We start from the raw sequence: 22,753 nt of genomic DNA on the forward strand, positions 1-22,753 counted from the left end.
TTATTTCCCCATGACTGGGGGCGCGCCGACGGTGCTTAGAGGATCGCCGGAACGTGGCTTCAACTTGATGGAGCAGTTCCAAGTGGGTTATATCAACGCCATTGCTGCTGCCGCCGGGTGTAATATTGCGGGCACGCCCTCCATTGATGAAGGTATTGATCTTCTCCTTTCCCACAGGTCTGACCAGCACGTCCAGACAGGCGCAGCGTACTTGGAGCTGCAACTCAAGAGCACCACACAGTTCGCTGACCTGGACACCGACTATGTCTCGTCAAACATGAGGGCTGATCGCTACAGGGAATTCATCAGCACTAATCCGAGTATGGACCGGATCGTCGTAATTATGTCGCTGCCATCCGATCCATCTGAGTGGCTGGAAGCTACTCACGACCAGTTGGCATTGAGGCACTGTTGCTACTGGGTCAACTTGCGAGGCGCGAATTCCTCAACTGCTGAGAGGCCGACGTTCAGAGCTCAGAAGACCAGCATCTTTGATGATGTTGCGCTGTGTGGCATTATGCAGCGCATAGGACAAGGCGGGCATCCATGAATGCGTTTGTACCTTCCGAGAAGGTAAATAGCCTGTTGTCGATGCTGGAGCACTTCCGTTGGTTCCGCGCTGAAGGCGCCCCCGGGCGGTTTGACGTGTGGCGTGAGGCTGAGGGGCCGGGCGAGATCGTAGTTCCTTTGGACGAGGAGCGGCCAGACTTCGCTCGTCTGCTTGCGCGGGCAGAACAAGAAATAGTCCTCCGGTTCGGTAGCGAAGCCAGGCATGCCCAAGAGCTATGGCGCCTTAAAGAAGCTGTCGAGCTTGATGAGTCGCACTGGCAAAAAGAAACAACTTTAGACGCCGGATTGATTCGTTGGAACGACGGCGAGCTTCTCTATGCCTCCGCTCGTTCGATGCTAACTGCCTCTGCGAAGTCAACGCGGGAGGCGCGTATGTACCACGGAAATGCGAGCGCCTTCATCGCCAAGCAATTTATCGATGAATGTTATATGGGCCAGACCGCCATCGGTAGTTACATCATCACAGCGCACACTCAAGCTAAGAAGAGGTTCTATCTCACGAAACGCTCAGAGGAGGTCGCTGCTCAGCGGCCGCCGCTTGCTGAAGCCGTAAGTGGGCGCGAAATTCTGAACACATTTGAGCGGTCCTTGGACGTGGCCCGCCGGTGCCTGGACGAGTACAGGTCCAGGCCAGTCACAGACATGTTCGTTGAGGCTGTAGACGAAGGCTTGTCCTACGAATTTGTTAAGGCGCTTGGCGATGTCACTCGGGACAGTGCTTCAGGAATTCAGGTGCTCCGTTATAGCAGCGGAGGAACCCGGCCGTTAAAACGGGAGTTTGAATTCGTTCCCGCAGAGGCACGTGTCCTGGACAGGGTGGCAACACGGTTCGCACAAGCTCCCCAGTCGGAACAAGTTACGCTCACCGGGGAGGTCGTTCTGCTCAGCCACGCCTCAGCTACCGATGTACGCGTGATCCGTCTTGTCGTAGAGAGCGGCTCCGCAGCGAAGAAAGCGCGTGTCCGTCTGACTGCTGATCAGTATCGAGTAGCGCTGCAAGCCCATGCCAGTGATTCGATGCTTCAGGTTTCTGGTCGCCTGGAACGAGAAGGCAACTTTTACTGGCTGTATGACGCCGCTGACGTCTCCGTTGTGCCCAACGACAACGCCGAAAGGGTCGACTACGAGCATGGAACGCTCTTTTGAGCTAATTGGATGCAGCCACAGGCAACGCACCCGACTTCTCGGCATATTTACTCGTAACAGAAGCTTCTAAGCGGCTAAATTCTAACTATCCATCCATCACTGCTGAATTCATATAGATACCCTGCCGCCTCCAGTAAGGACCTCCGAAAATGCCGACCCAAACCTGCCCACACTGCCAGGACAACAATCTGGCGTGGTTTCGTACACTCCCCGAATGGATAGCCTCTGTTGACGCTCATGGCGCCGCCTACGACAGCCAGCTCGCGCACGAGATGATGACCGCCGCACCGAGTCTGTATTGGTTGTGCCCCAATTGCAGACAGGGCGGGATGGCGGTCGCCGAGGGCTCGCCTTTGGGGCAGCCAGCTTCCAAGGCGGACGGCCCCGCAGTCATGGTCACCGCTACTGTGACTGTGAGCGGGGCCAAGCACCTCGTGGCGGCACACACCGCCGCCCATGCCCGCGCCAACTGTGACGACTACCGGAGGGCATTCGCCATGATCTCACCTGACGTGGCTGAAATGCGCGAAGGCGCTGGACAAGACATAAGCGGTGGGGATGACGACGTTTTCCAGGCCATCGCTCGGCAGGCGACTGATAGCTGGCGCGAAACGGTTCGCGGAACACTGTCCAATGTGACAATTGCGGACCTCCCCGACGCGCTCCGTGTGGGAATCTGTTTCACACACGCATACTCTGATGTCCTCTGGGATGAACTCGGGGAGTCGGCCGACGACGACTGCGGTCAAGACGATCAGGAACGCCTGAATCTGCTGGTTAGCATGTGGGCGGAACTCAATGTAAGGGGAAACAAGCCGGTGTCTCGGAAGGCCAAGCAGAAGGCTGAAGCGAAGCTACGTACTGCGCAGAACCGGAAGGCTAGATAATCCAGGCATCTCTGGGACTGTAGAGTCGTCAGATACACAGGGCAAGCGTTGTCTGGCGCAGAAGTACCTATTTTGGTGCCGACAGGGCGTGCAGCCGCCGTGTTGTTCGGGACCAAGCTGGGGTTGGACAGCGGACGTGACGCGGCCATCGAGTCTCTCTTGTTTAGCCGGTTAGACTCTGCTGGACCGCTATTTGTCATGGGCAAGGTCGCCAAGCCAGCTTAATAGGGCATCTGAGCACAGTCCTTCAGAGGTCCCTTAGGAAGCGCCCGCGACGTCGAAGGCCCAGCGCTCCACTAAATCGCCGGTGCAGTCTGCGAGCTCGGGGCACCCCGAAACTCGCGCCGCTGACGCAATCACTTCCAAAGCGGAACAAGCTCGCCGGTAGGTGTTTGGGCCATAGTTATGAATTGCCCGTAGCCCTGCCCCGGCGGGCGTTCGGGATAGAGTTTGGAGCACACGATGATCCACGATGTAGGCATCATGGGACTTGCTTCCTGCCCCGGCAAAGTACATCAGTTTCGTGAAGAAGGCCGGCCCAAGATATGCGAAGGCGTTGCGGCCATTTGTCCGGAACGCTGCGAACGATGCCTCAGCGTCTGTGCTAGCCAATTCCAGAGCTTGCCGCAAAGCTACACGGCCCTCGACATCCACGATCGACTGAATTCTGGCGCGATTATTCCGGCGTGAACTGCCCGATCCCCAGAGAACAACGCTCAAAGTAAAGTCCACCGGATCGATATCGCCAGTATGTATTTCAGACGCCATACCGAATAGGCGCCGCCTGTCGATTCGGACGGATTCTGTCGGTTCGGCCAGCGGTCCGGAGGGGGTCCAAGCAGCCTTCCTGAGTTCGATTTTCCACCAGGCGGTTCCCAAATCAAATCCATGATTCAGGATGTGCTCGGACCGATCATAGCTGCGAAGCTCGTTCAAAATCTGGTCCATTGGCAATGATTTGGTGGACATAGCTCAGGTCCTATCACTCGGTGAGGCGTGGCCGGATCCATTGGCTCGGCGAGCCGAATTGAGGAGGGGCGGAGGACGATGTTCGTCGTCCACAATTGGCATGCGCTTAGCTTAGCGGGACTTCAGGAAATGTCCGGTTGGTCTTTCCCTCACCCACCAAATACCCTGGCGCAGTGACTAATTCCAATGGGGGAGTGGCGGCGGAGAAGCTGCCCGAGGGCTTGTATGAACTACTGAACACGAAACTACTTGGTCAGCGCCTTGACCAGGAAGTCGAACTCCAGCCAACCTTCGCTGACATTGACAATGAAGACGCTCCGGACATTCTTTCTCGCCACGTCGTCGACGCCGTCCGGCAGGCCCTCTCCTCAGCAAAGCCATCGGACAGGGTGGCTATAGCAAACCGACTTCTTCTAGGGCTGAAGCACAGTGACCGAATCGCAGACGGCCCCACTCAGCTTCAATCCCTCCATCGCCCGGACGCCCTTAAGCGCCGCCAACTCCGCCGTCCCAGCACCAAGCTGAGTGACTCGGCGCTGCTGACCAACAGCAAGGACGAGCCGAATCTCGCCGCGGAGCTCCGGGCCGAGATCGAGTCCGCCAACTCCGTGGACCTACTCTGTGCCTTCGTCCGATGGACGGGCCTCCGGCTGCTCGAACCCGCCCTTGAGCAACTCAAGGAGCGGGGAGTCCGCCTGAGAGTCCTCACCACCACGTACATGGGCGCCACGGAGCGCCGCGCTATCGACGAACTCTTCAACCGCTACGGCGCCGAGGTGAAGATCAACTACGAAACTCAGGCCACTCGCCTCCACGCAAAGGCCTGGCTGTTCCGCCGCAACTCCGGCTTCGACACCGCGTACGTGGGGAGCTCCAACCTCAGCCAAGCTGCCCTCCTCGATGGTCTTGAATGGAACGTCAGGCTCAGTTCCGTCGGCACGCCGACTCTCCTGCAGAAGTTCGAGGTCACGTTCGATAGCTACTGGGAGCAGCGTGCTTTCCAGAGCTATGATCCAGAACGCGACGGCGAGAAGCTCGATGCTGCCCTGGAGCGCAACGGCGGCCGGCGCACCGCAGCGCCGGACGCAGCCATCGGGCTCGAAGTCCAGCCGTACCTCCACCAGGAGGAAATGCTTGAGGAGCTGGAAGCAGAGCGGCTCAAAGGCTTCAACCACAACCTGCTGGTCGCCGCCACCGGCACCGGCAAGACTGTCATCGCTGCCCTCGACTACAAACGCCTGTGCGAGGCTGCCGGCCGCGATCTGAAGCTGCTCTTCGTCGCCCACCGGCAGGAAATCCTGAAACAGGCGATGCGCACGTACCGTGACGTCATGCAGGACGGCGCCTTCGGCGAACTCTACGTCGGCGAGCACAAACCCGCGCAGTGGAAGCACATCTTCGCCTCCGTCCAGTCGCTGTCCTCGCTCGGCATCGAACAGCTGGAGCCAGATTTCTTCGATGTAGTCGTGATTGATGAATTCCACCACGCCATGGCACCCACCTACCGGCGTCTGCTGGACCACCTGCAGCCGCAACAGCTTCTCGGACTGACTGCGACGCCGGAACGCGGCGACGGTGTCGATGTCGCCAAGCAGTTCTTCGACGGGCGCACGGCGAGCGAATTAAGGCTTTGGGACGCCTTGGACGCTGACCTGCTGGTGCCGTTCCACTACTTCGGAGTCTCCGACGACGTAGACCTGAGCCAGCTGGAATGGAAGCGCGGCAACTATGACACCACTCAGCTGAACAATCTCTACACCGGCAACGACGCCCGCGCGGCCAAGGTGATCCGCGAACTCCGCGACAAAGTCACTAGCACGGACCAGATGCGGGCCATCGGCTTCTGCGTCTCGGTCCAGCATGCCCATTACATGGCCGAAGTGTTCAACCGGGCAGGTATCGCTTCCGTTGCGGTCGACGGCAGCACCGACGACGCCGACCGCGCAGCGGCGCTGGAGCGCCTCCGCCGGCGGGAGATCAACTGCATCTTCGCCGTGGACCTTTACAACGAAGGCCTGGACCTGCCGCAGGTGGACACCATCCTGCTGCTCCGGCCCACGCAGAGCGCCACGATCTTCCTCCAGCAGCTGGGGCGTGGGCTGCGCCGTGCCGAGGGCAAGGCCGTGCTGACCGTGATGGACTTCATCGGCCAGCAACGGCGTGAGTTCCGCTTCGACCTGCGCTACCGGGCTCTGACCGGCTACAGGCGCAAGGAGCTGGAAAAGGCTGTCGAGGACGAGTTCCCCTATCTGCCATCGGGCTCGCAGATCGTGCTAGACCGGGTGGCGCAGAAGGTGGTGCTGGACAACATCAAGGCACAGCTGCGGTTCAACCGTGCACAGCTGGTCCGGGACATTGCCTCATACGCGGAGACCGAGTTGGAGGCTTATCTGGAGCAGTCCCGGAACGACGTGAAGTCGATCTACCGTTCGACCAGGGATTCCTGGACCGGTTACCTTCGCCAGGCGGGGCTGATCGAGGGTTTCTCGCCGTTGGAGGCAGTTCTCAGCGGGAGGATCAAGGAGCTCTCGGATGCCGATGAGAAGAAGCTCCTGGGCCGGATGGCTGCGCTCATCCACGTGGACGACCCGGAACGTGCTGAGGCGTACTCGATGCTGGTCAGCCCCGGTGCGCCCCGCTACGCGGAGCTTGGCATGCGTGAGCAGACGTTTGCGCGGATGCTGTTCTACACGCTGTGGGACGACGGCGGCGGTTTCCAGTCGTACGACGCCGGACTGGACTACCTGCGCGGCTATCAGTTTGTTTGCAGCGAGATCCGCCAGATCGTGAAGCTCGGGGTGGCCGCCTCCAAGCATGCCGCCAAGGGCTTGGGAGCGGGGCTACAACACGTTCCGCTGCTCTCACACGCGACCTACCGGCGCGAAGAGGTCCTGGCGGCCCTGCAATATGGATCGCTGGAACTAGGCAAGAACGTGCAACACCGCGAGGGTGTGGCTTGGTGCCCGGCGACGTCCACCGATGCCTTCTTCGTCACCCTCAACAAGGACGACAGGAAGCACTCGGCGACGACGATGTACAAGGACTACGCCATCAGTCCGGAACTCTTCCACTGGGAGTCGCAGAACGCGACGTCACCCGGTAGCCCGACTGGACGCCGATACCTTAACCGGGAATCCCATGGTTCGAAAATCTTGATCTTCACGAGGGACACTTCGGAGGACGAGACCGGCCTGACGGTTCCGTACGCGTGCCTCGGGCAGGTGGACTACGTGCAGCATGCAGGGGAGAAGCCGATCGCGATCACCTGGAAACTGCATCGGCCGATGCCGGCGGACGTGTTTGCGACGGCGGCAGCTGTGGCTAACTGATGTGCCACCGACCTTAAGACTCATAATCGTGAGGTCGGGAGATCGAGCCTCCCCACCGCTACAGACCAGGCCCCCGGAATCCTTGAGATTCCGGGGGCTTTTCTCGTCCGGGAGACCACTCACCTACGAGCAGCGTCTCTTAGATTCCCTGAAAAAGCGCCACGTTCTCTGAAGAGTGGCTGTTAAATGGCTGCGCCTGGCACGGGTGGGGGGCCTGTCGAGGCTATGGTTAGCCCCTCAGCGCCCCTCCGCGGCTCCATCTAAGTGCTATAGCCCAAATACCGCCGACAGACGAGTAAGATCCTCCAGATGGCACAGGGAGGCCCATACGTGATGCACGGTCCTGGAGGTTCGCCTTCCTGGTCCGGTCGTCGTGACTGCTAGCAGCGGTTTGAAGTAGAACTCTCGTCTGAGATCGACAGGTCACCGGAACGACGCCGGCCGGAGCCGCTAGCTAGAACCCGGTAGTTCCCAGCCATTGCGTCGGCGGTTCTGTGTCTGATGAATAGGGCGAATTCACCTCGATCGGCTGAGATCAGGGAAGTTATGGCACGGTCCCTTGGTATTCCCTTGGTATCAGCCCGTCTCTTCTAGCGGCAAGCTGGTGATCCGGACCAAGGACCTGTGCTCCCTGCGCCCAACGTCCCTGGTCGCATGCTAGATCGAGGGATCTGGGCACCTGTGCAATGTCTTTCAAGTGGATGCGAAAGATGTAGCCCGCTCCGTGGAGCAGTTGGCGCAGTTTCAGCTCTTGCTTTGTGTCCTTGGAATGGATTTTCGACAGGTGGGCACTTATGCTGCGACGAGTTCAGGATATGGAAGACGATAGTGCTTTTGGAGGCGGCGTCCGAGGTGTCAAATTGTCGTCCCCGCGTCGCTTGGAAGGCGACCAGGAGCAGAGGTGTGCGCTGATGACACGTGGCTGTTGAGTGACGAGGGGGCGCCGCGATGGAAGTGAATTCGGCTGCCTGTAGGCAGAGAGGTGGCGCGGGTTCGACGGCGCCCAGCGTATCTCGGTCCCTGGTTTACCTCCCAAAGGCCGCAATTTCCGTGAGTGGGGCGCGATCGAAGTCCGAGGTTTAAGGTTGTATGGAAGCGGTCTGGTACGTTGATTTCTGGATTCAAGCAGGGTTTCAGAAGCGGGGGAACGGCGTCGGTGACAGACAAACACGAAACAGATAACGGCACAATACGCCGCCTGGGTAGAGCCGTCGTCCGAATACATCAAGCATCGCCGTACTTCCCCGCAGGATTCGCCTCTCGCATTGAGAGGCTCGTGCTCACCGGAAAATCTATGGACTTCATATCCCGGATCCACGGATTTAGTGGCCGGCTTGGCCCGAAAGCAATCGAGAACTTTGCCACCGAGGCCAACATCGGGCTGATGGAACTTCAGCACATTGTGCTCCCCAAGCTGAAGCAGGCTGACGTTGCCGACTACGTCCTTCAAGACGGGCAGATAGCCTCCGTAAACGACTTCCTGGGGCTCAGCGGTACGCTCATCGACCAGACGTACAAGCTACTACAAGCCTATGATCCAACGGGCGAGGAGCTTGCGCTATTGCACTCCGTGGAGGTAGCGGCGTTCGCGCCCCTCACGAAGACCCAGCATCTCGATCAGTTGGTCCGAAGAGGATTCGACTCACAGCAAGTGGCTGATGCGCTCACGTTGTCGTTGGCTTTGAACGTGAACCAACGGGTAAAGTCTGCCATTCTCAATGAGCACGTGATCTTCAACCCCTATGTTTGGGGCTCGGGGCAGGTAGAGATTGCAAATTTCCTGAGGTCGCTCGGCCCCAATGAGCGCGACGTAATGCTGGGCATCTGCGAACAAGCTGCTCGCTCACCAGGATTGGCCTTGGACAATGTTGTCGATACGAGTCCGCGGATCATGTCGGCGGCGCGGAAGGTGGGCCTGATTCAGGCCACCACGGTGCGATCATCGGGGAGCTCAGAGCCTCAAACTTACATCTTTTCACCTACGCTTGAACTGGAAGACGACAAACTCCAAACCACCGAGACACTTCACCAAAGGAAACTCTTCGTGGCGCATATCCTTTACGGCCACGAAAAGGCGAAGTCTGGCGGCGGAAGGATCTATGATCCAGCACTGCTCGTTCAGCGCCTCATAGAGCGAGGGAGTGTGGGGCCGGCAACGAACATCGGTACGGACTACCATTTGCTGGAAGCGCAGGGCATCGTATCTGTAGACAAGTCATCTGGTAAAGCATTCCTGAACTTAGTCAAAGAAGAGATTGCCGTGGGAGGTCTGGCTTGGCTGGAGCAAACGCTTGATTCTGAAGCGGGTTCCGCCAGTTCCGTGAAACTCAGTCGTGCGCCAAGTAGATTTACAACCCCGGAGTATGACCGTTCCGTGATCCCTGACGACGCTGCCGCTAATGAAGTAGTTCAGTCTGCAGTCCTTCGCCTGCGAGAGGAGGTTCAGCGTGCCTCACGAAGAGAAGTCCCTTTCAAGTGAGCCAACGGATGGCGACAAGGTTGAGGCGAGAGTTGCACAGGTCTGGTTCTGGGAGGGGTTCTACTCCAAAAGAGGCATAGACGTGCAGGCCGAATACGGTGGTGATCTGACACAGATAACAGACCTGGACCTCTTGGCATTCGACTTCAACCCCGCCCTCAGGATGCGCAAGTTCATTGGTGAATCGAAAAGTGGCTCCGGGAAGTCGGCACCTAAAGCCCTCGACCGGATGATTTGGCAGCGCGGTCTCCGCGCGTTCGTTGGCGCTGAGGCTGCCGAGCTGACCATAAACAGCAAGGTCACCGAGCAGAATCGTAAGTTTGGGCGAGAACTCGGCGTCAGCGTGCAAACGCTGTCGGACCTTTCGCGTCGGGAGGAAGCCCTCCTCATGGCTGAGGTTGAGGAATCTGGGTCGCATGGTGCGGCCGCTTTCGCTCTGGTCGAGTGGGTACGGAAATATACGAAAAGTGAACCAGAACTGGAAGTGATCTTTCGCTTCTTGCGATCCAAAGTGTGGTTTCTAGATAGCTTCACTGCTGTCAAGCAAACGATTAGCGTTATCGAGACCCTGTCGAAGCAGTGGGTAGTCGGACATGAAGATGACCACAAGAAGGCCGTGAGGTGGCTCCTGGCAGAGGCCGTCAGTGTATTTTCGCTGATGCTAGTGGACATTTGCAGCGAAGCCCGGCTTCGACCCCGGTTCGAGTTCGACGCGTTTGTCGCAGCGCGACTGGCCGATGGAGTGGTGCCCAGTTCGGAGATGAAGCAACTTTCCAAGTCGATCGATAAGTTCATTGCAGGTCTTCTCGTTGCGGCGAAGGCGACTCCCGCAGTACGAACCGGGGCGATGGGGGCATTCGACCCAGTACCGCCTGCCTACGCCGACTCATTCGCGGAACTGGCTTGGCGACTTTCTAGATGGGTTCGGGCCTCGGACTTACCGAGGCAGATCGATTTCCTTGCCCATGAGCGAATCGGTTTGAACCGTCCGGTTCCAACAATGGCTGCGCAACGTATTCAATTGTCGAACCTAAACTTCCAGCATTCGGTGTCATTGGTGTGCGCGTTTCTTCGGGGGCACGCGGCACTCTCCCCGGACGCTAGTGAGACACTACTGAACCTGGCGGTTCAACCTGAAGAGACCATGTCTGATGCAGTCCCATCGGACGCTGACGTCGCTTCACCTCCGCCTCTGGCGTTGAAGCGTCCTGGATCCGGCGCAGACGAGTTCAGAGGGCAGGACTACCTCGACTTCAATGATCCTGACTGACGATCGGCCGCCCGGGGTGCGATCCAGGTCACGCGCACGTTAGTTCAGAATGGCGGTTATTCGCGGTCGCTGGGCTACCTGCAGCCGGGAAATGTTTCGATGGCGGCGGACTTGACCAGGCGGGGTCGCAACACTTTGGATCTTGCTGACAACGTGACGGTTCCAGGGCTGTGGGAGATTGTGTTCCGATCTCTGGTTGAGCCGTGGCTGGATACCACCAGCGCTCACGGAAGCTGATCTTCTAAACTCATCAACCGAGGACCATAGTCAACTAGATTGGACCATCCTTGCCAGCCATCCACACAATTGCAAACCGACGTGAGCACCCGAGAACCCTAGTCCTCGATGACCACTGGGGGTTCGCCACCAGAGTCCAGGAAGACGTGGACCTGCCTGGGACGGTGAAGGTAATCACCGATCTCGACTCTGTTGATCAGGCCGAGTGGGACGCACTCATCCTTAATTCCGACTACCAGGCCGTGGACACCAGGAATGCCTTTACAACCAAGTACCCACGAGTGGCGGATCACCTCTATATCTTCAAAGTGTTGCCCGAAGGCCGTCAGGGGGACTACGGAGTGCTGGACAGGGTTTCGGGCCTGAACAACGCAGAAGACGGCGTAACCCTAGCTCTCCGGTGGGAGGTTCCCGGGCAGGAGATTTCAGTGAAGCAGGGGTTCGACCGCGAGTTACGTAGCTCCCTTGTTGAGGCAGCTGACAGCCGAGCTGCCCAATCTGGGCTGGATAACCCCAAGGCACTGCCGGCTGGGGTGGTTTTGGATGCATTCGCCGTCGGTCCACAGGGCATAGTCCTGGCTGGAACCCTAAGCGCCCCTAATCGGGGCGAAGTGTGGTTCGTCCCGAGTGAGGTAAGCACCCTTGGGCCGTGGATCACTGCGGCGTTTGCGAGCTGGCGACGACGGGATCCGAAAAAGTTCCCCGGTGTCCCGGACTGGTGGGCCTCCTCGGAGTGGTATTCGGTAGCCGAATCGGCCGTCGCACGGAGAATTGCCGAGGAAACGGCGACTTTTGAAGAAGCCAAGACCAAGTTCGAGGCGTCTCTTATGCAACTGGAATCAGAGCTGGAAGAGGCCCGAAAAAAAGCTACTGCAGGGAGTAGGCAACTTCTCCGGGGACAAGACGATGCGCTACAGGACGCCGTTCGAGACGCATTGGAAGAGTTGGGCTTCGAGGTCAGAGATATGGATCTTGAATGGGAGGACAAAGAGCGGCGGGAAGACTTCAGGATCACGGACTCTGACGATCCCAAATGGCTGGTGCTGGGCGACGCCACTGGTGTTACCGGGAACGCAAAGGGCGGCAAGATGGCCGTGCTGCAGGGATACGTCACCAAGTTCGTTTTCGATGAGAAGCCCGACGACATCCCAGGAATGTGGTACTTGCTGAACAGGGAGATCGAAAAGGATCCCGCTGTCCGTAGCAGCATCCTCCGAGCTGATGAGATTGAACCATTCGCAGCACAGCAAGGACTCATTCTCGACACCACGGCCCTATTTGTACTGCTCCGGCACGCACACGAGGAGCCGGACGATAAGCCGGCCATCCGAAAATTCCTGCGGACGTCATTTGGCCTTGCGGGACTCTCGGATGTTCTCACGTGGATACAGTCACGCCAAGCCGTTCCAACGCCGAGCGAATGAGTGCATCTTCGTCTTGAGTAAAGGAAAGGAATGGCCCCGGAGTTTGAGCCGGGGCCATTCCTTCGCTTAGCGTGGTTCGTCCTCGGCCGGTGCCCTGCGAGATATCGAGGTTGGAAGGTGGCCTTTGGCATCTGCTGCGCACCGCGGCCAGCACCTCCGCCGCCCTTGCTCAGAAGCTGGGCGATCCTGTTGGTTCCAATGCCGCTCCGCGATGGCAAGGCGGCAGCCTCGTCACCGGCGGCCGCCACAGCGTCCAGCTGCCGAACTACCTCCCGTTTCGCTGTCGAGACTCGCGCGTACGCACTATCCATTCGAGCACCATACCGAGAAGTTGTTCCTGCCACTGGCGGCGATGGTGGCGGACCTTATGGGACAACATCCGGGACCGCCAGATTACGCGGCGTTTAGCGGATCTGATTCCGCGGGGGAATGTCCCATTGAGGGTTTTCCGGTTCCCAGGAACTGAGACGCCTGCTCCGACTCACTTCGATTCCCGCAGTTGTCTTCTGAATCCTCGCCGTCGAGGTACAACGAAGGCCCGCCTATGGGGAACAGGCGGACCTTCGCAACTAAACGCAACAACGCTCTTATTTAGCTATGGAGTGGACAGAGGAACGACTACCGGATAAATGTTCCCAGTCGCGTCGCCAAGCGTGGGGCAGCGCGGAGTGGCTGAACAGGAAGCGGTACGGCGGGCCCACTAGAACCTCCGGTCGATTCCGCTGCGTAGCGCTGCGGGCCACCGTCTGTCAGTCTCATGACAGTTCCCCAGAAGGTAGTCCCTCGTGTTGATGGTAAAGAGACTGCGCCAGTGCGACTAGGCCTGCGTCTAATGCCAAACACCATGCGTTACACAACCTGTTACGGGGGTCCTCTCGTCCGGGGGAGCGGAGTTCCAAGCCGTAAGGCTACGAGAAGGTGTTGGGGATACTCTTCCCCTGGCTTGGAGGAATTACGTCAACTGTTCCGCACCGGACGTGGAGATCGAATTCCGCGTAATCAACCCACACCGAATCCGTTTCTGTGTGCCAGTACCTGATCTCCGCCAACGCTGTGGACGACATGTCTTTTTCCGTGAACGAGTAGTACAGCGATTCGCCGGGCGCAAGGCTCACCCTAGATGGCCACGGTTCGCCGGCGGAGGGAGTGTAGTCAATTTCTCCTAGCCCGGAGGTGTAGACGCTTTCACCTCTGAGGTTTAGTCCACTAACAGACGGGATACTGCCAGCCCACACTAGGACTGGGGCATTGGTGCCGTTGTAATACGACCCGTGTCCGGTGACCGTTTGCAGGGTTCCCGTAATCCAGGGCCGTACATCGGTAAATGCCACATCAGAGAGGCCGACGCTAACACTTCCCGCGGGGCACGGCTTTTCCGGGGGAGCAGTTCGCACGGGAGTGACTGGCAGCTTGGGTGCCTGGATCGTCTGGGGGATTTCCGGCTCCATAGAAGTTCTTTCAAACTCGGTCTCGGCCAGCTCGCACAAGCTTTGCGCATACAACACCATTAGCCGTGCAATTGAAACGTCATGGAAGGGTGGACCGGTCACTTCGGCTGACATCGAGGCACAATCGGGTTGGCTTATCAGTGCCTGGGATTCTTTGGTGAAGGTGCGTCGCGAGTTCGGCAAACTATCCACGCCTGCACGCCAGGAGCAGCGGAAAAACAACATCACATCAACCGCCGTGGCTATCTACGGGATGATCGGCGCAATGTCCACAATGTACGCCCGCCACATCGACCCAGAGCTGGCGTTCAAAGAGCTTCATGCCTCGGATGGAGACGACCTGTTCTCATGGAAAAATCCGGTGTGGACTAATGCCGGCGTCGTCACCCCTAGTGGATCGGGAACCCTGACTACCCGCAATAGTTTCCCCGCCCGACGGGCAGCCGTGCGGGTGCTGCGCGAGGCTATGCGTATCGGACCAGAGCCCATGGAAGAGGGCTAAGCCTTGGCTCCCGGAGCGCCCTAAGGGGTCCGTGGAACGATTTGAAGTCTCGTCCTTCACCACATCCGAGCGGCCCTGCTCCCAGTCATGGTCTATCGGCGGTCTAGCTCGATCGAGCGAGAAACAGGGAAGACCCTCGGCTATCTTCGGGCTGCCGTCAAACGTCGTGGCCGGCTGGGCCGCTAATGTTCGCAAAGCGGCGGTCCCTGACGTCACAGATATTGGACGCAATCTTTCGGAGTGAGGATGTAAGCCACATGTCGGCTGCTTCACCTTCTGAATAGTCGGCCTTGGCGATGCTGTGCACTCTGCCGTCTTCCTCTAGATCCTTAACGCCGTCATAGTTTCCTGGGTTGGTCCAAACTCCTAGGGTTTTGCCGCCGTTACCGCTCACCACCGAGAAGACGGGAACATCGCTAGGTCCGTCCGCTATATAGATCATGTTCTTGATTGGCACCCGGCGCTCGTCTGGGTCCATTCGCGCGTTGACATCCAAGGAGGGCTCAGCGTTGACGCCCTTGTTGATCTCGAAAATGGCCCGGGTCTTGGTCGTGTTGTCCAGAACGTACCCGACTTGGGTGAGTTTGTCGCTTTGGCCGTCGGCCGTCGGCGAACTGAGATATCCCGAGCCTGGAGGGTCGGACAAAAGCTCACAAGCCCACACCCCATCAACGTGAGCGCGTATGGGGTTCCCTTCAATCATCTGCCGAAGCCCAGTAGAGACAATGTAGTGTTCAACCGTTATGGCATGGTGTGAGAATCTGTCGTCATTTCTTACTATGGAACGCATCCGGTCCATGCACTCCGGCATCCCCGGAGCCAGTGGGACGTCAGCTCCTAACTCCCGAAGCGTCTGGTTGGTCATCCCTTCGAAGGGGCCGCCGTCGATGTAGGACAGTATGTGACCCAAGTAGGCTGTGTCCTTCGAGACTTGAAGTCCCCGATTTGCGTAATGATCAACGAGCGCGTTCACCTCGTCCCAGAAGCTCTTAGAGTCCACGCCATACTTGTCGAAAATAGGCTGCTGCATGTACCCGGGAGTGAGGGTCTTATCGAAGTCCCAGATAAACGCGATGATGTTTTGTGTGTTTAGTGCGGGAGGCATTCAGGCAATTTCTTCCGTGCTGAAGTGTAGTCTCTGATCGTCGCGGACCCACCAGCCTTGAAGGACCGCTGCTAAGCCGCTAAGAGCCTCGTGGGCGGTCCCGAGGGAACCTAGTGGGGCGAGAACGGTGACGTCCCAGCCTTTGTCTAAAAGTTCATTCACGCCCCGATAGACCTCATCCCAGTTTGGAGCGGGGGTGAGGACACATTCGACTCGCAGAGCATGGCGCACTAGGACAGCCTGGGCAATGCCTCTATGTGTTAGATCATTCAGACCCAGTTGGGCGACTACGGAGCTCCAGCTCACGAGGTCAGCCTCTTCACCAACATCTTTCCAGCGTTCACAAACCGCTAGACCAATAGTGTCCGGACGGGTGAGGAAATCATTCGGAGCTGACATGTCTGGAGTATATAGCTGATTAGTGACACCAGACGGAGATTGGAACTCGTTTTGCAGGAAGCCCCTGTTGGGGGAGCCAGGAGGCGTTCCCCCGGCTCAGCTTGTGGTCCATGGCAGCCCCTCCGCCGATCGCTAAGAGGGGTTGGAACTTTCCTAACGCCCGTTGCTGGGACCCATTGGGCAGAACGTCCCAAATCCAAGGAAGTGGGATGGTCTCTGTAGCCTGCAGGATGAACGAAGGAGTTCACTGAGAGGACGGCTCGGGGCAGTGGCCCGGGGGTGTGGCGTGAAAGGAACAGTCACGATGCAGTTGACTACGGAGTCAGTGGCCGCAGGGCGCAGCGGGGCAGAGCCTGTTAGGCGTGGCGGTCGAGGAGTTCAGCGCGTTTGTTGACGGCCTCGACGAATTTCTGGAGGCCACTGTCGGAAGCTGGGAGTGTCCTGCCTGCGAGAAAGGACAGGTGCCCGCTGAGTTGGTGGGTGATTTGAAGTGGGTCTTCCCGGACTGTGCGGTGAGTAAGACATCAAAGGAGCGACGGAGCAGGCCCAGGGGCAGTCGAGAGTGCCCGCGAATTAGTTTCCCAACCTGGGGAGGCGTCATGTGGAAGACCACATGCTCCGGGTCAAGTGCGTACCGTTGACTGCGCTTCGGTCCCGGCGATTAGCTCAGCTTGTCGGAGTATCAGCTCAATCGCCTTCTCCTCGTGATCGGGCGGGTAGTCGTACCTTGCAAGTAGCCGACGGATTTTGGATCTCATGGCGGCCCGGACCGAATGTTTGAGGGACCAGTCGATTGTGGCGCTCCGCTGGACGGTGGAAACGAGATTGACGGCAATCTTCTTTAGCGTGTCGTCGCCCATCTGGAGGACAGCGACGTCGTTTTGCACGATGGCATCGTAAAATGCAGCCTCGGCGACAGAAAGACCGAGTCTGTTGTGACGGTCGTTCTGGTTTCGCATGTCTTTGGCGAGCTTGACGAGCTCGGCAATGATTTCTGCTGTCGTCAGTGTGCGGTTCGTATAGCGGTTAATTGCCTCGTCGAGCTGCTCGGAGAATTTTCGTGCCTGAACGATATTGGTGCGCTGGACGGTGCGGATTTGATCGTTGATCAGCCGGCGGAGGAGCCCCATCTGGAGGTTGGGCTTCTCCTTCCCGGCCAGGGTGTCGAGGAACTCGTCCGACAGGATCGACAGCTCTGGAGTTTCAATGCCGGCGAGCTTGTAGATATCAACGACCTCGTCGGCGGTGACGGCTTCGTTGACGAGTTGCCCGATCGCGGTGTCTATTTCTACGGCACCGCTGCCGGCACGCCCTGAGTCCGGATTCTGGATCTTCAGGGTCGCCGCTCGGACATCGGCGAACATCCGCACGTCATTACGGATCGCAGCTGCTTCATCCCGCGCCCCGCAGAGCGCAAAGGCCTTGGCTAGCGCGAGCACTTGGTCGAGGTAACGTGCGGTGCGGTCCGGGTCGGCCATAACGAAGTCGAGAACGAGCGCGTGCTGGGCTAGGCGTGCGGCGGGCGCCAGTAGCGGCGAGGAATTGTACCTGCAACCGTGAAGGAGTCCTCGCACGATGTCGTGCTTTTCCAACATGGCGGAGACGATCTCCTCAATCGGCACGCCGGCCTGGTCACGATCGCTGGGGGAGTACTCGGCTAGGGCCCTGCGCAGATTTGTGGCGACGCCGATGTAGTCGACGATCAGGCCGCCGGGCTTGTCGCGGAAGGTACGGTTCACCCGTGCGATGGCTTGCATCAGGCCGGCGCCCTGCATTGGTTTGTCGACGTACATAGTGTGCATCGACGGGGCGTCGAAGCCGGTAAGCCACATGTCGCGGACGATGACGATCTCGAGGGAATCGTTTGGGTCCTTTGCCCGCAGTTTAAGGTCTTTGCGGGTCTTCTTGTCGTAGATGTGCGGCTGGAAGGCCTGAGGGTCGGCCGCCGAACCGGTCATGACGACCTTGATCATGCCTGTCGTCGGGTCGTCGGTGTGCCACTCCGGCTTGAGCTTAACGATCTTGTCGTAGAGGTCGACGGCGATGCGCCGCGACATCGTGACAATCATGGCCTTGCCGAACATCTCGGTCCGGCGTTTCTCCCAGTGGTCGACGATGTCGCCTGCAATCACATCGAGACGGTCATTCGCGCCCACGACGGCTTCCAACCGTGCCCACCTGGACTTGGCGCGGGTGGCCTCGTCCTCTTCTGCGGTCTCGGTTATTTCGTCGGCGAGTTCGTCGATTGCAGCGTGCACATCAGCATCGAGGGACACCTTCGCGAGTCGGGACTCGTAGAAAATCCGGACGGTGGCACCGTCCTCAACAGCGCGCGTGAGGTCATAGATGTCGATGTAGTCACCGAACACGGAGCGAGTTGACTTGTCGTTCGACTCGATGGGTGTGCCCGTGAACCCGAGATAGGTGGCGTTCGGGAGGGCGTCGCGCATGTGCTTCGCGAGCCCAGACTTCAACTGCCCGGTGCGCTCGTCAAGGGACTCGGTGAAGCCGTATTGGGATCGGTGAGCCTCGTCGGCGACAACGACGACGTTGCGGCGGTCGGTCAGTACCGGGTTGGTGTCGCCACCAGCCTCGGGGGCGAACTTCTGCACGGTGGTGAAGATGATGCCGCCGGACGCGCGGCGGAGCAGGCTGCGAAGGTCTGCTCTGGAGTCAGCTTGGACGGGCTTCTCAGGCAGGATCTCGGCTGGTGCAAACACCTCGCCGAAGAGCTGGTCGTCGAGGTCGTTGCGGTCGGTGATGAACAACAACGTCGGGTTGCCCATCCGAATGTCGCGCATGATCTTCGCCGCGTAGAGCAACATCTCGATCGACTTGCCACTCCCTTGGGTGTGCCACACGACGCCGCCGCGGCGGTCGCCATCGGGACCTGCTGCCTCGATGGTCGACTCGACCGCGGCATTGACGGCCCAGTACTGGTGGTATTTCGCGACGCGCTTCACGAGCCCCTTGGACTCGTCGCTGAAGACGATGAAGTTCTGCAGAATGTCGAGGAAGCGCTTCTGGTCGAAGACGCCCTTGATCAACACCTCGACTGCGGGCAGATTCATCACGACCTCGCGTCCGTCGATCGTTTTCCACGGCGCATAGTGCTCGAAGCCGCCCGTGAATGACGACATGGCGGCGCTGACGCCATCGCTGACGACCGTCACCGCGTTCGGAGTGAACAGGGATGGAATGTCATGGCGGTAGGTCTGGATTTGGTTCCAGGCTCCCTTGAGCGTCGCGTGCTCGTCGGCCAGGTTCTTCAGCTCCAGCAGGCCAAGCGGCATGCCGTTCAAGAAGAGCACGACGTCCGGACGTCGGTTCTTGCCGTTCTCGATGATTGTGAACTGGTTGACGGCGAGCCAGTCGTTGCCTGCCGGGTCCTCGAAGTCGATGAGGCGGACACGAGTCGTCCGTACAGAGCCTTCGGCGTCGCGGTGTTCGACCGGAACGCCCTCGGTCAGGAGTTCGTGGACGCGAAGGTTCTCCGCAACTGGGTTCTGTGATTCCGCCCGGCCGAGGCGCTTGATCGCCTCATCAATGAGAGCCGCATCAAGGCCACGGTTGATCTGAACCGCCGCCGCGCGCAAGCGGCTCAACAGGTATACCTGCTCGTAAGACGAACGCTCAGCCGCAGCCGCTTCGGGCGCGATGTCTGGGCCGAAGGCCGTCGTGTAGCCGAGTTCGCGCAGATACTGAAGCACCGCCAGCTCTACCGTTGACTCGTTCAGGTCGCTCATGCGAAGGAGTCGATAGTCAACTCAGCCTCCGGCACGCGGATACGGCCCGTGAGCAGCTCGGGAAGAAGAACATTACGGAGCGCCGCTAGCCGGCCGCTTTCCGTTCCGAGGCGAAGCATCGAGGCAAGCACGGGACTGAGCCTGTCATTGAGCACCTCAACGTCTGTCTCGGTAAGGATTGGCAGAGGCAAGTCTCGGAAGTTGGAGCTGTTGAGGCCGGGGATAGCAACACCAGTTCCACGCTTGCGCATTTCCTGATCCATCCACGGTGACCGCAGCAACCAGTAAAGAAGCGCTTGTGAGATCCCATCGGAGGACCTGACCCGGTAAACATGCTCATTGATCGCCGCCTCTTCGACGGGGAAGCCGTAGCCGAAGGCACTCACATGGGGGATGAAATTTCCTGGCCTACCGCCATCTTTATAGACAAGGACATCCTCTTCCTCGAGATGACCCCGCTTCATCCTCGCCGCGAATTCTTCAGGTATATGTTTGAAGACGTTGGTTGTACAGACACCTGCTGATTGGATGCTCTCGGCACCGAGACTCACGACACCAGAGCCACTGGGAGCAGCGCCTCCCTTCGGACGCGAACCGGTCTCGAGAACTCTTAGAACGTCCCCAAGTCGGCGACCTCGCTCGTACTCAGGAAACCCATACGCGTCCAGGTGGAGGCGTTGCTCGACAATCGCTGCGCCCAGTTCTTCCAAAAGATCGATCTTGCGCCGATTGGAATCGATCATGTCGTCAAGCGCGCTGAGCGTTGTCGCGATGGCACCCTGAGTAGCGACCGGAGGCAGCGGGAAGTACTGGGCACCGAAGGCATCCCTTGTGAGAGATGGGTTGGAGGTCCCGTGCTTCAGGTGGTTCAGCCCGACATGTTTGATCAAGTAATAGGCGAATTTCAGATCGACATCGTCGCGTGGCGAAAGCGAGTACGCCGTATCGATCACCCAGTAGTCGTTGTCAGTCCAGTGCACGCCAAGATGACCGGCCCCCTTTCGGCCAAGAATCAATCCCGGTCCGCGAAAGAGCGGGCTGTCATGGCTACCTGTCTGCCCGTTCGTGCCATAGACCGGAACAGAGCCCGGGCGGCGGCCAGACGCGACCAGCGCTTTACCGTATCGCAACTCGAAGAGCTCGCTTGACCGGACCAGCGGCCAATGCACCATCTCAATTGAGCCGAGGCCAGGAGCCAGGGCACCGCCAACGAGGCCCTGTCTGCTAGTCGGCATTGAGGCCGCCGAGTCGTTCACGCACCACTTCTTCAAGCTTCCGCCCGCGCTCGAACTCCGCATACAGCTCCCCGGTCAATCGGGCGATTTTGTCTTCAACCGGCTCCCAATCAGCCTCAGCTTCCTTCGTACCGACATACCGCCCAGGCGTCAGCACGAAGTCATGTTGTCTGATCTCCTCGAGAGTCGCGGCCACCACGAATCCGGGCACGTCTTCGTAGCCGCCGTCGTGGTTGCGCCAGGCGTGGTACGCCCCGGCGATCTTGGCGATGTCCCGGTCATCGTCGAGCACCCGCAGGCGCCGGTTCTCCATGCGACCGAGCTTGCTGGCGTCAATGAACAGCACTTCGCCCTGCCGTGCGCGGTGCCCGTTGCCGTGGCGTTCCTTCGAGATGAACCACAGGCTGACCGGGATGCCGGTGTTGAAGAAGAGCTTGTCTGGCATCGCGACGATGCAGTCGACGAGATCGGCCTCGACCAGCTTGCGACGGATCTCGCCCTCGCCGCTGCTCTTAGAGGACAGTGATCCGTTCGATAGAACGAACCCGGCCGTGCCCTTTGGACTTAGATGGTGTAGAAAGTGCTGGACCCAGGCGAAGTTCGCGTTGCCTTCGGGTGGGGTACCGTACTTCCAACGGGGGTCGTCGGCGAGTTTCGCGTTCCACCAGTTAGAAACGTTGAACGGCGGGTTTGCGATGATGAAGTCAGCCCGGAGATCGCGGTGGAGGTCCTGGGTGAAGGAATCGGCTGATCGGTCCCCGAGGTCAGCCTCGATGCCTCGCAGCGCGAGGTTCATCTTGGCTAGCTTCCAAGTGGTGTCGGTGAACTCCTGGCCGTAGACCGAGATGTCGGTCCGTTCACCGCCGTGGGCCGTCACGAACTCCGCTGACTGGACGAACATGCCGCCTGATCCACAGGCGGGGTCGTAGACGCGGCCGTGGAACGGTTCGAGCATCTCGACGAGGGTTTTTACCACACTGCGGGGCGTGTAGAAAGCCCCAGCGTCCTTGCCGGTCTCCTTACCTGCAAACTGGCCGAGGAAGTATTCGTAGACACGGCCCAACACATCATCAGAGCCATGGTCGTCGCTCTCGGTGAATCCGATCGAGCCGATCAAGTCGACGAGCTGACCGAGACGACTCTTGTCGAGGCCCTCGCGCCCGTAGTTGCGCGGAAGCACGCCCCGGATGATCGGGTTCTCCTTCTCGATCAGGTCCATCGCCTGGTCAAGTTGCTGCCCGATTTTGGGTAGCTTGGCGTTGTCCTGCAAATATCCCCAGCGTGCCAGTTCGGGCACCCAGAAGACGTTGTGGCTGGCGTACTCGTCGCGGTCCTCAAGGAATTCCGAGCGGCGTGCTTCGTTGGGGATGTATTCCTCTGAGTTCGGATCGCTCAGGCTGGTTTCGATCGCGCGTCGGCGTTCCTCGAAGCGGTCGGAGATGTATTTGAGGAAGACGAGACCGAGGACAACGTGCTTGTACTCGGAGGGTTCCTGGTTTCCCCGGAGGGCGTCTGCGGTATCCCACAGTCGCTGTTCGAGCGTCTTGACTTTTATCTTTGCAAGACGCGCCATCAGAGGTCTCCGCCGCAAGACCTAGCACGTGTAGCAGAACGCTGATGTCCGCTTCCCAAAAAAACCTCCGGTACCTAAAGCAATCAAACACGGTGCTTGAAGGGCGTACGGCTAACTGAACGAGCCGCTGGCGCGATCTTCAGGATGCCACAAGCATCCCGCGCCTAACGACCCAGACTGGCGCTATGCCCGACAATTCGTATACGCAACTGCTGGTCAAAGCGACGGCGTAGGCGCCTCGACGATCCAGGAGGCTTTATTCGTTGCCTTGGGCGCACCCGTCAGTACGGATAACGATCTGCTTCGTTCCGTCCGGGTGGCACCCACTAGTGCCGCTCTAGCTTTTCGTAGGTGTTGGCCTGGACTGTGAAGTGTTTGGTGATGCCCTCGGACATCTGAATGGTTCCGGTGATTTCCACAGAATTTTCCTATTT

Annotated in this window: 14 protein-coding genes; 8 read left to right on the plus strand and 6 right to left on the minus strand. The window is 59.0% G+C overall.

The window, feature by feature from the left end; translation table 11 throughout:
* Positions 1-10: 10 nt before the first annotated feature.
* The 3 genes from ARTH_RS04965 (at position 11) to ARTH_RS04975 (ending at position 2,603) form a co-directional block, all read left to right on the plus strand.
* Entirely contained in the window at positions 11-550 is a 540-nt protein-coding gene (locus ARTH_RS04965; protein WP_083812663.1) for a DUF4365 domain-containing protein, read from the plus strand.
* A complete protein-coding gene (locus ARTH_RS04970) occupies positions 547-1,716 on the plus strand; it encodes a hypothetical protein (RefSeq protein ID WP_011690838.1) in 1,170 nt (389 codons plus the stop codon). The genes ARTH_RS04965 and ARTH_RS04970 overlap by 4 nt, the downstream gene beginning before the upstream one ends.
* Positions 1,717-2,045: 329 nt before the next feature.
* Complete coding sequence (locus ARTH_RS04975) at positions 2,046-2,603, plus strand: hypothetical protein (RefSeq protein ID WP_156810616.1); 558 nt, start codon at positions 2,046-2,048, stop codon at positions 2,601-2,603.
* 258 nt (positions 2,604-2,861) lie between these two features.
* Here the strand turns inward: ARTH_RS04975 and ARTH_RS23745 are convergent, their stop codons facing one another.
* Positions 2,862-3,572: an 8-oxoguanine DNA glycosylase OGG fold protein gene (locus tag ARTH_RS23745; protein WP_011690840.1), complete on the minus strand. Its 711-nt coding sequence runs from the start codon at positions 3,570-3,572 to the stop codon at positions 2,862-2,864.
* Between the two features lie 173 nt (positions 3,573-3,745).
* Here ARTH_RS23745 and ARTH_RS04980 point away from each other — a divergent pair, with 173 nt between their 5' ends.
* Positions 3,746-6,901, plus strand: coding sequence for a DEAD/DEAH box helicase (locus tag ARTH_RS04980; protein ID WP_083812738.1), 3,156 nt, complete (start codon positions 3,746-3,748; stop codon positions 6,899-6,901).
* Positions 6,902-7,445: 544 nt separating this feature from the next.
* Here ARTH_RS04980 and ARTH_RS24520 read toward each other — a convergent pair.
* Complete coding sequence (locus tag ARTH_RS24520) at positions 7,446-7,697, minus strand: hypothetical protein (RefSeq protein ID WP_083812664.1); 252 nt, start codon at positions 7,695-7,697, stop codon at positions 7,446-7,448.
* Positions 7,698-8,195: 498 nt separating this feature from the next.
* Between ARTH_RS24520 and ARTH_RS04985 the strand changes: the two genes are divergently transcribed.
* From ARTH_RS04985 to ARTH_RS23750, 4 genes are all read left to right on the plus strand, one after another.
* Positions 8,196-9,380 carry a hypothetical protein gene (locus ARTH_RS04985; protein ID WP_232223585.1) on the plus strand — a complete coding sequence of 395 codons (1,185 nt, stop codon included), beginning with the start codon at positions 8,196-8,198 and terminating at the stop codon, positions 9,378-9,380.
* On the plus strand, positions 9,349-10,650 hold the full coding sequence (locus ARTH_RS04990; protein ID WP_011690843.1) for a hypothetical protein: 1,302 nt from the start codon (positions 9,349-9,351) through the stop codon (positions 10,648-10,650). The genes ARTH_RS04985 and ARTH_RS04990 overlap by 32 nt, the downstream gene beginning before the upstream one ends.
* 287 nt (positions 10,651-10,937) lie before the next feature.
* A complete protein-coding gene (locus ARTH_RS04995) occupies positions 10,938-12,311 on the plus strand; it encodes a hypothetical protein (protein WP_156810617.1) in 1,374 nt (457 codons plus the stop codon).
* Between the two features lie 1,410 nt (positions 12,312-13,721).
* The gene (locus ARTH_RS23750) at positions 13,722-14,261 is read left to right on the plus strand and encodes a hypothetical protein (RefSeq protein WP_156810618.1); all 540 of its coding nucleotides are present in this window, start codon (positions 13,722-13,724) and stop codon (positions 14,259-14,261) included.
* A gap of 157 nt (positions 14,262-14,418) precedes the next feature.
* Here ARTH_RS23750 and ARTH_RS05005 read toward each other — a convergent pair whose 3' ends face one another.
* From ARTH_RS05005 to ARTH_RS05020, 4 genes are all read right to left on the minus strand, one after another.
* A complete protein-coding gene (locus ARTH_RS05005) occupies positions 14,419-15,366 on the minus strand; it encodes an HAD family hydrolase (protein WP_011690847.1) in 948 nt (315 codons plus the stop codon).
* A gap of 1,022 nt (positions 15,367-16,388) precedes the next feature.
* The gene (locus ARTH_RS05010; RefSeq protein WP_011690850.1) at positions 16,389-19,511 is read right to left on the minus strand and encodes a type I restriction endonuclease subunit R; all 3,123 of its coding nucleotides are present in this window, start codon (positions 19,509-19,511) and stop codon (positions 16,389-16,391) included.
* Positions 19,508-20,767, minus strand: a complete 1,260-nt coding sequence (locus ARTH_RS23045; protein WP_052309640.1) for a restriction endonuclease subunit S — start codon at positions 20,765-20,767, stop codon at positions 19,508-19,510. The genes ARTH_RS05010 and ARTH_RS23045 overlap by 4 nt, the downstream gene beginning before the upstream one ends.
* Positions 20,736-22,319, minus strand: coding sequence for a type I restriction-modification system subunit M (locus ARTH_RS05020; protein WP_011690852.1), 1,584 nt, complete (start codon positions 22,317-22,319; stop codon positions 20,736-20,738). The genes ARTH_RS23045 and ARTH_RS05020 overlap by 32 nt, the downstream gene beginning before the upstream one ends.
* Positions 22,320-22,753 lie beyond the last annotated feature (434 nt).

It is taken from the genome of Arthrobacter sp. FB24, from assembly GCF_000196235.1.
Taxonomy (GTDB): domain Bacteria; phylum Actinomycetota; class Actinomycetes; order Actinomycetales; family Micrococcaceae; genus Arthrobacter.

Bases quoted from the DNA above. Each gene is read 5' to 3' on its own strand.
- ARTH_RS04965 (WP_083812663.1), top strand. From the start codon at position 11: ATGACTGGGGGCGCGCCGACGGTGCTTAGAGGATCGCCGGAACGTGGC.
- ARTH_RS23745 (WP_011690840.1), bottom strand. From the start codon at position 3,572: ATGTCCACCAAATCATTGCCAATGGACCAGATTTTGAACGAGCTTCGC.
- ARTH_RS05020 (WP_011690852.1), bottom strand. From the start codon at position 22,319: ATGGCGCGTCTTGCAAAGATAAAAGTCAAGACGCTCGAACAGCGACTG.
- ARTH_RS05010 (WP_011690850.1), bottom strand. From the start codon at position 19,511: ATGAGCGACCTGAACGAGTCAACGGTAGAGCTGGCGGTGCTTCAGTAT.
- ARTH_RS04975 (WP_156810616.1), top strand. From the start codon at position 2,046: ATGGCGGTCGCCGAGGGCTCGCCTTTGGGGCAGCCAGCTTCCAAGGCG.
- ARTH_RS04970 (WP_011690838.1), top strand. From the start codon at position 547: ATGAATGCGTTTGTACCTTCCGAGAAGGTAAATAGCCTGTTGTCGATG.
- ARTH_RS04985 (WP_232223585.1), top strand. From the start codon at position 8,196: ATGGACTTCATATCCCGGATCCACGGATTTAGTGGCCGGCTTGGCCCG.
- ARTH_RS05005 (WP_011690847.1), bottom strand. From the start codon at position 15,366: ATGCCTCCCGCACTAAACACACAAAACATCATCGCGTTTATCTGGGAC.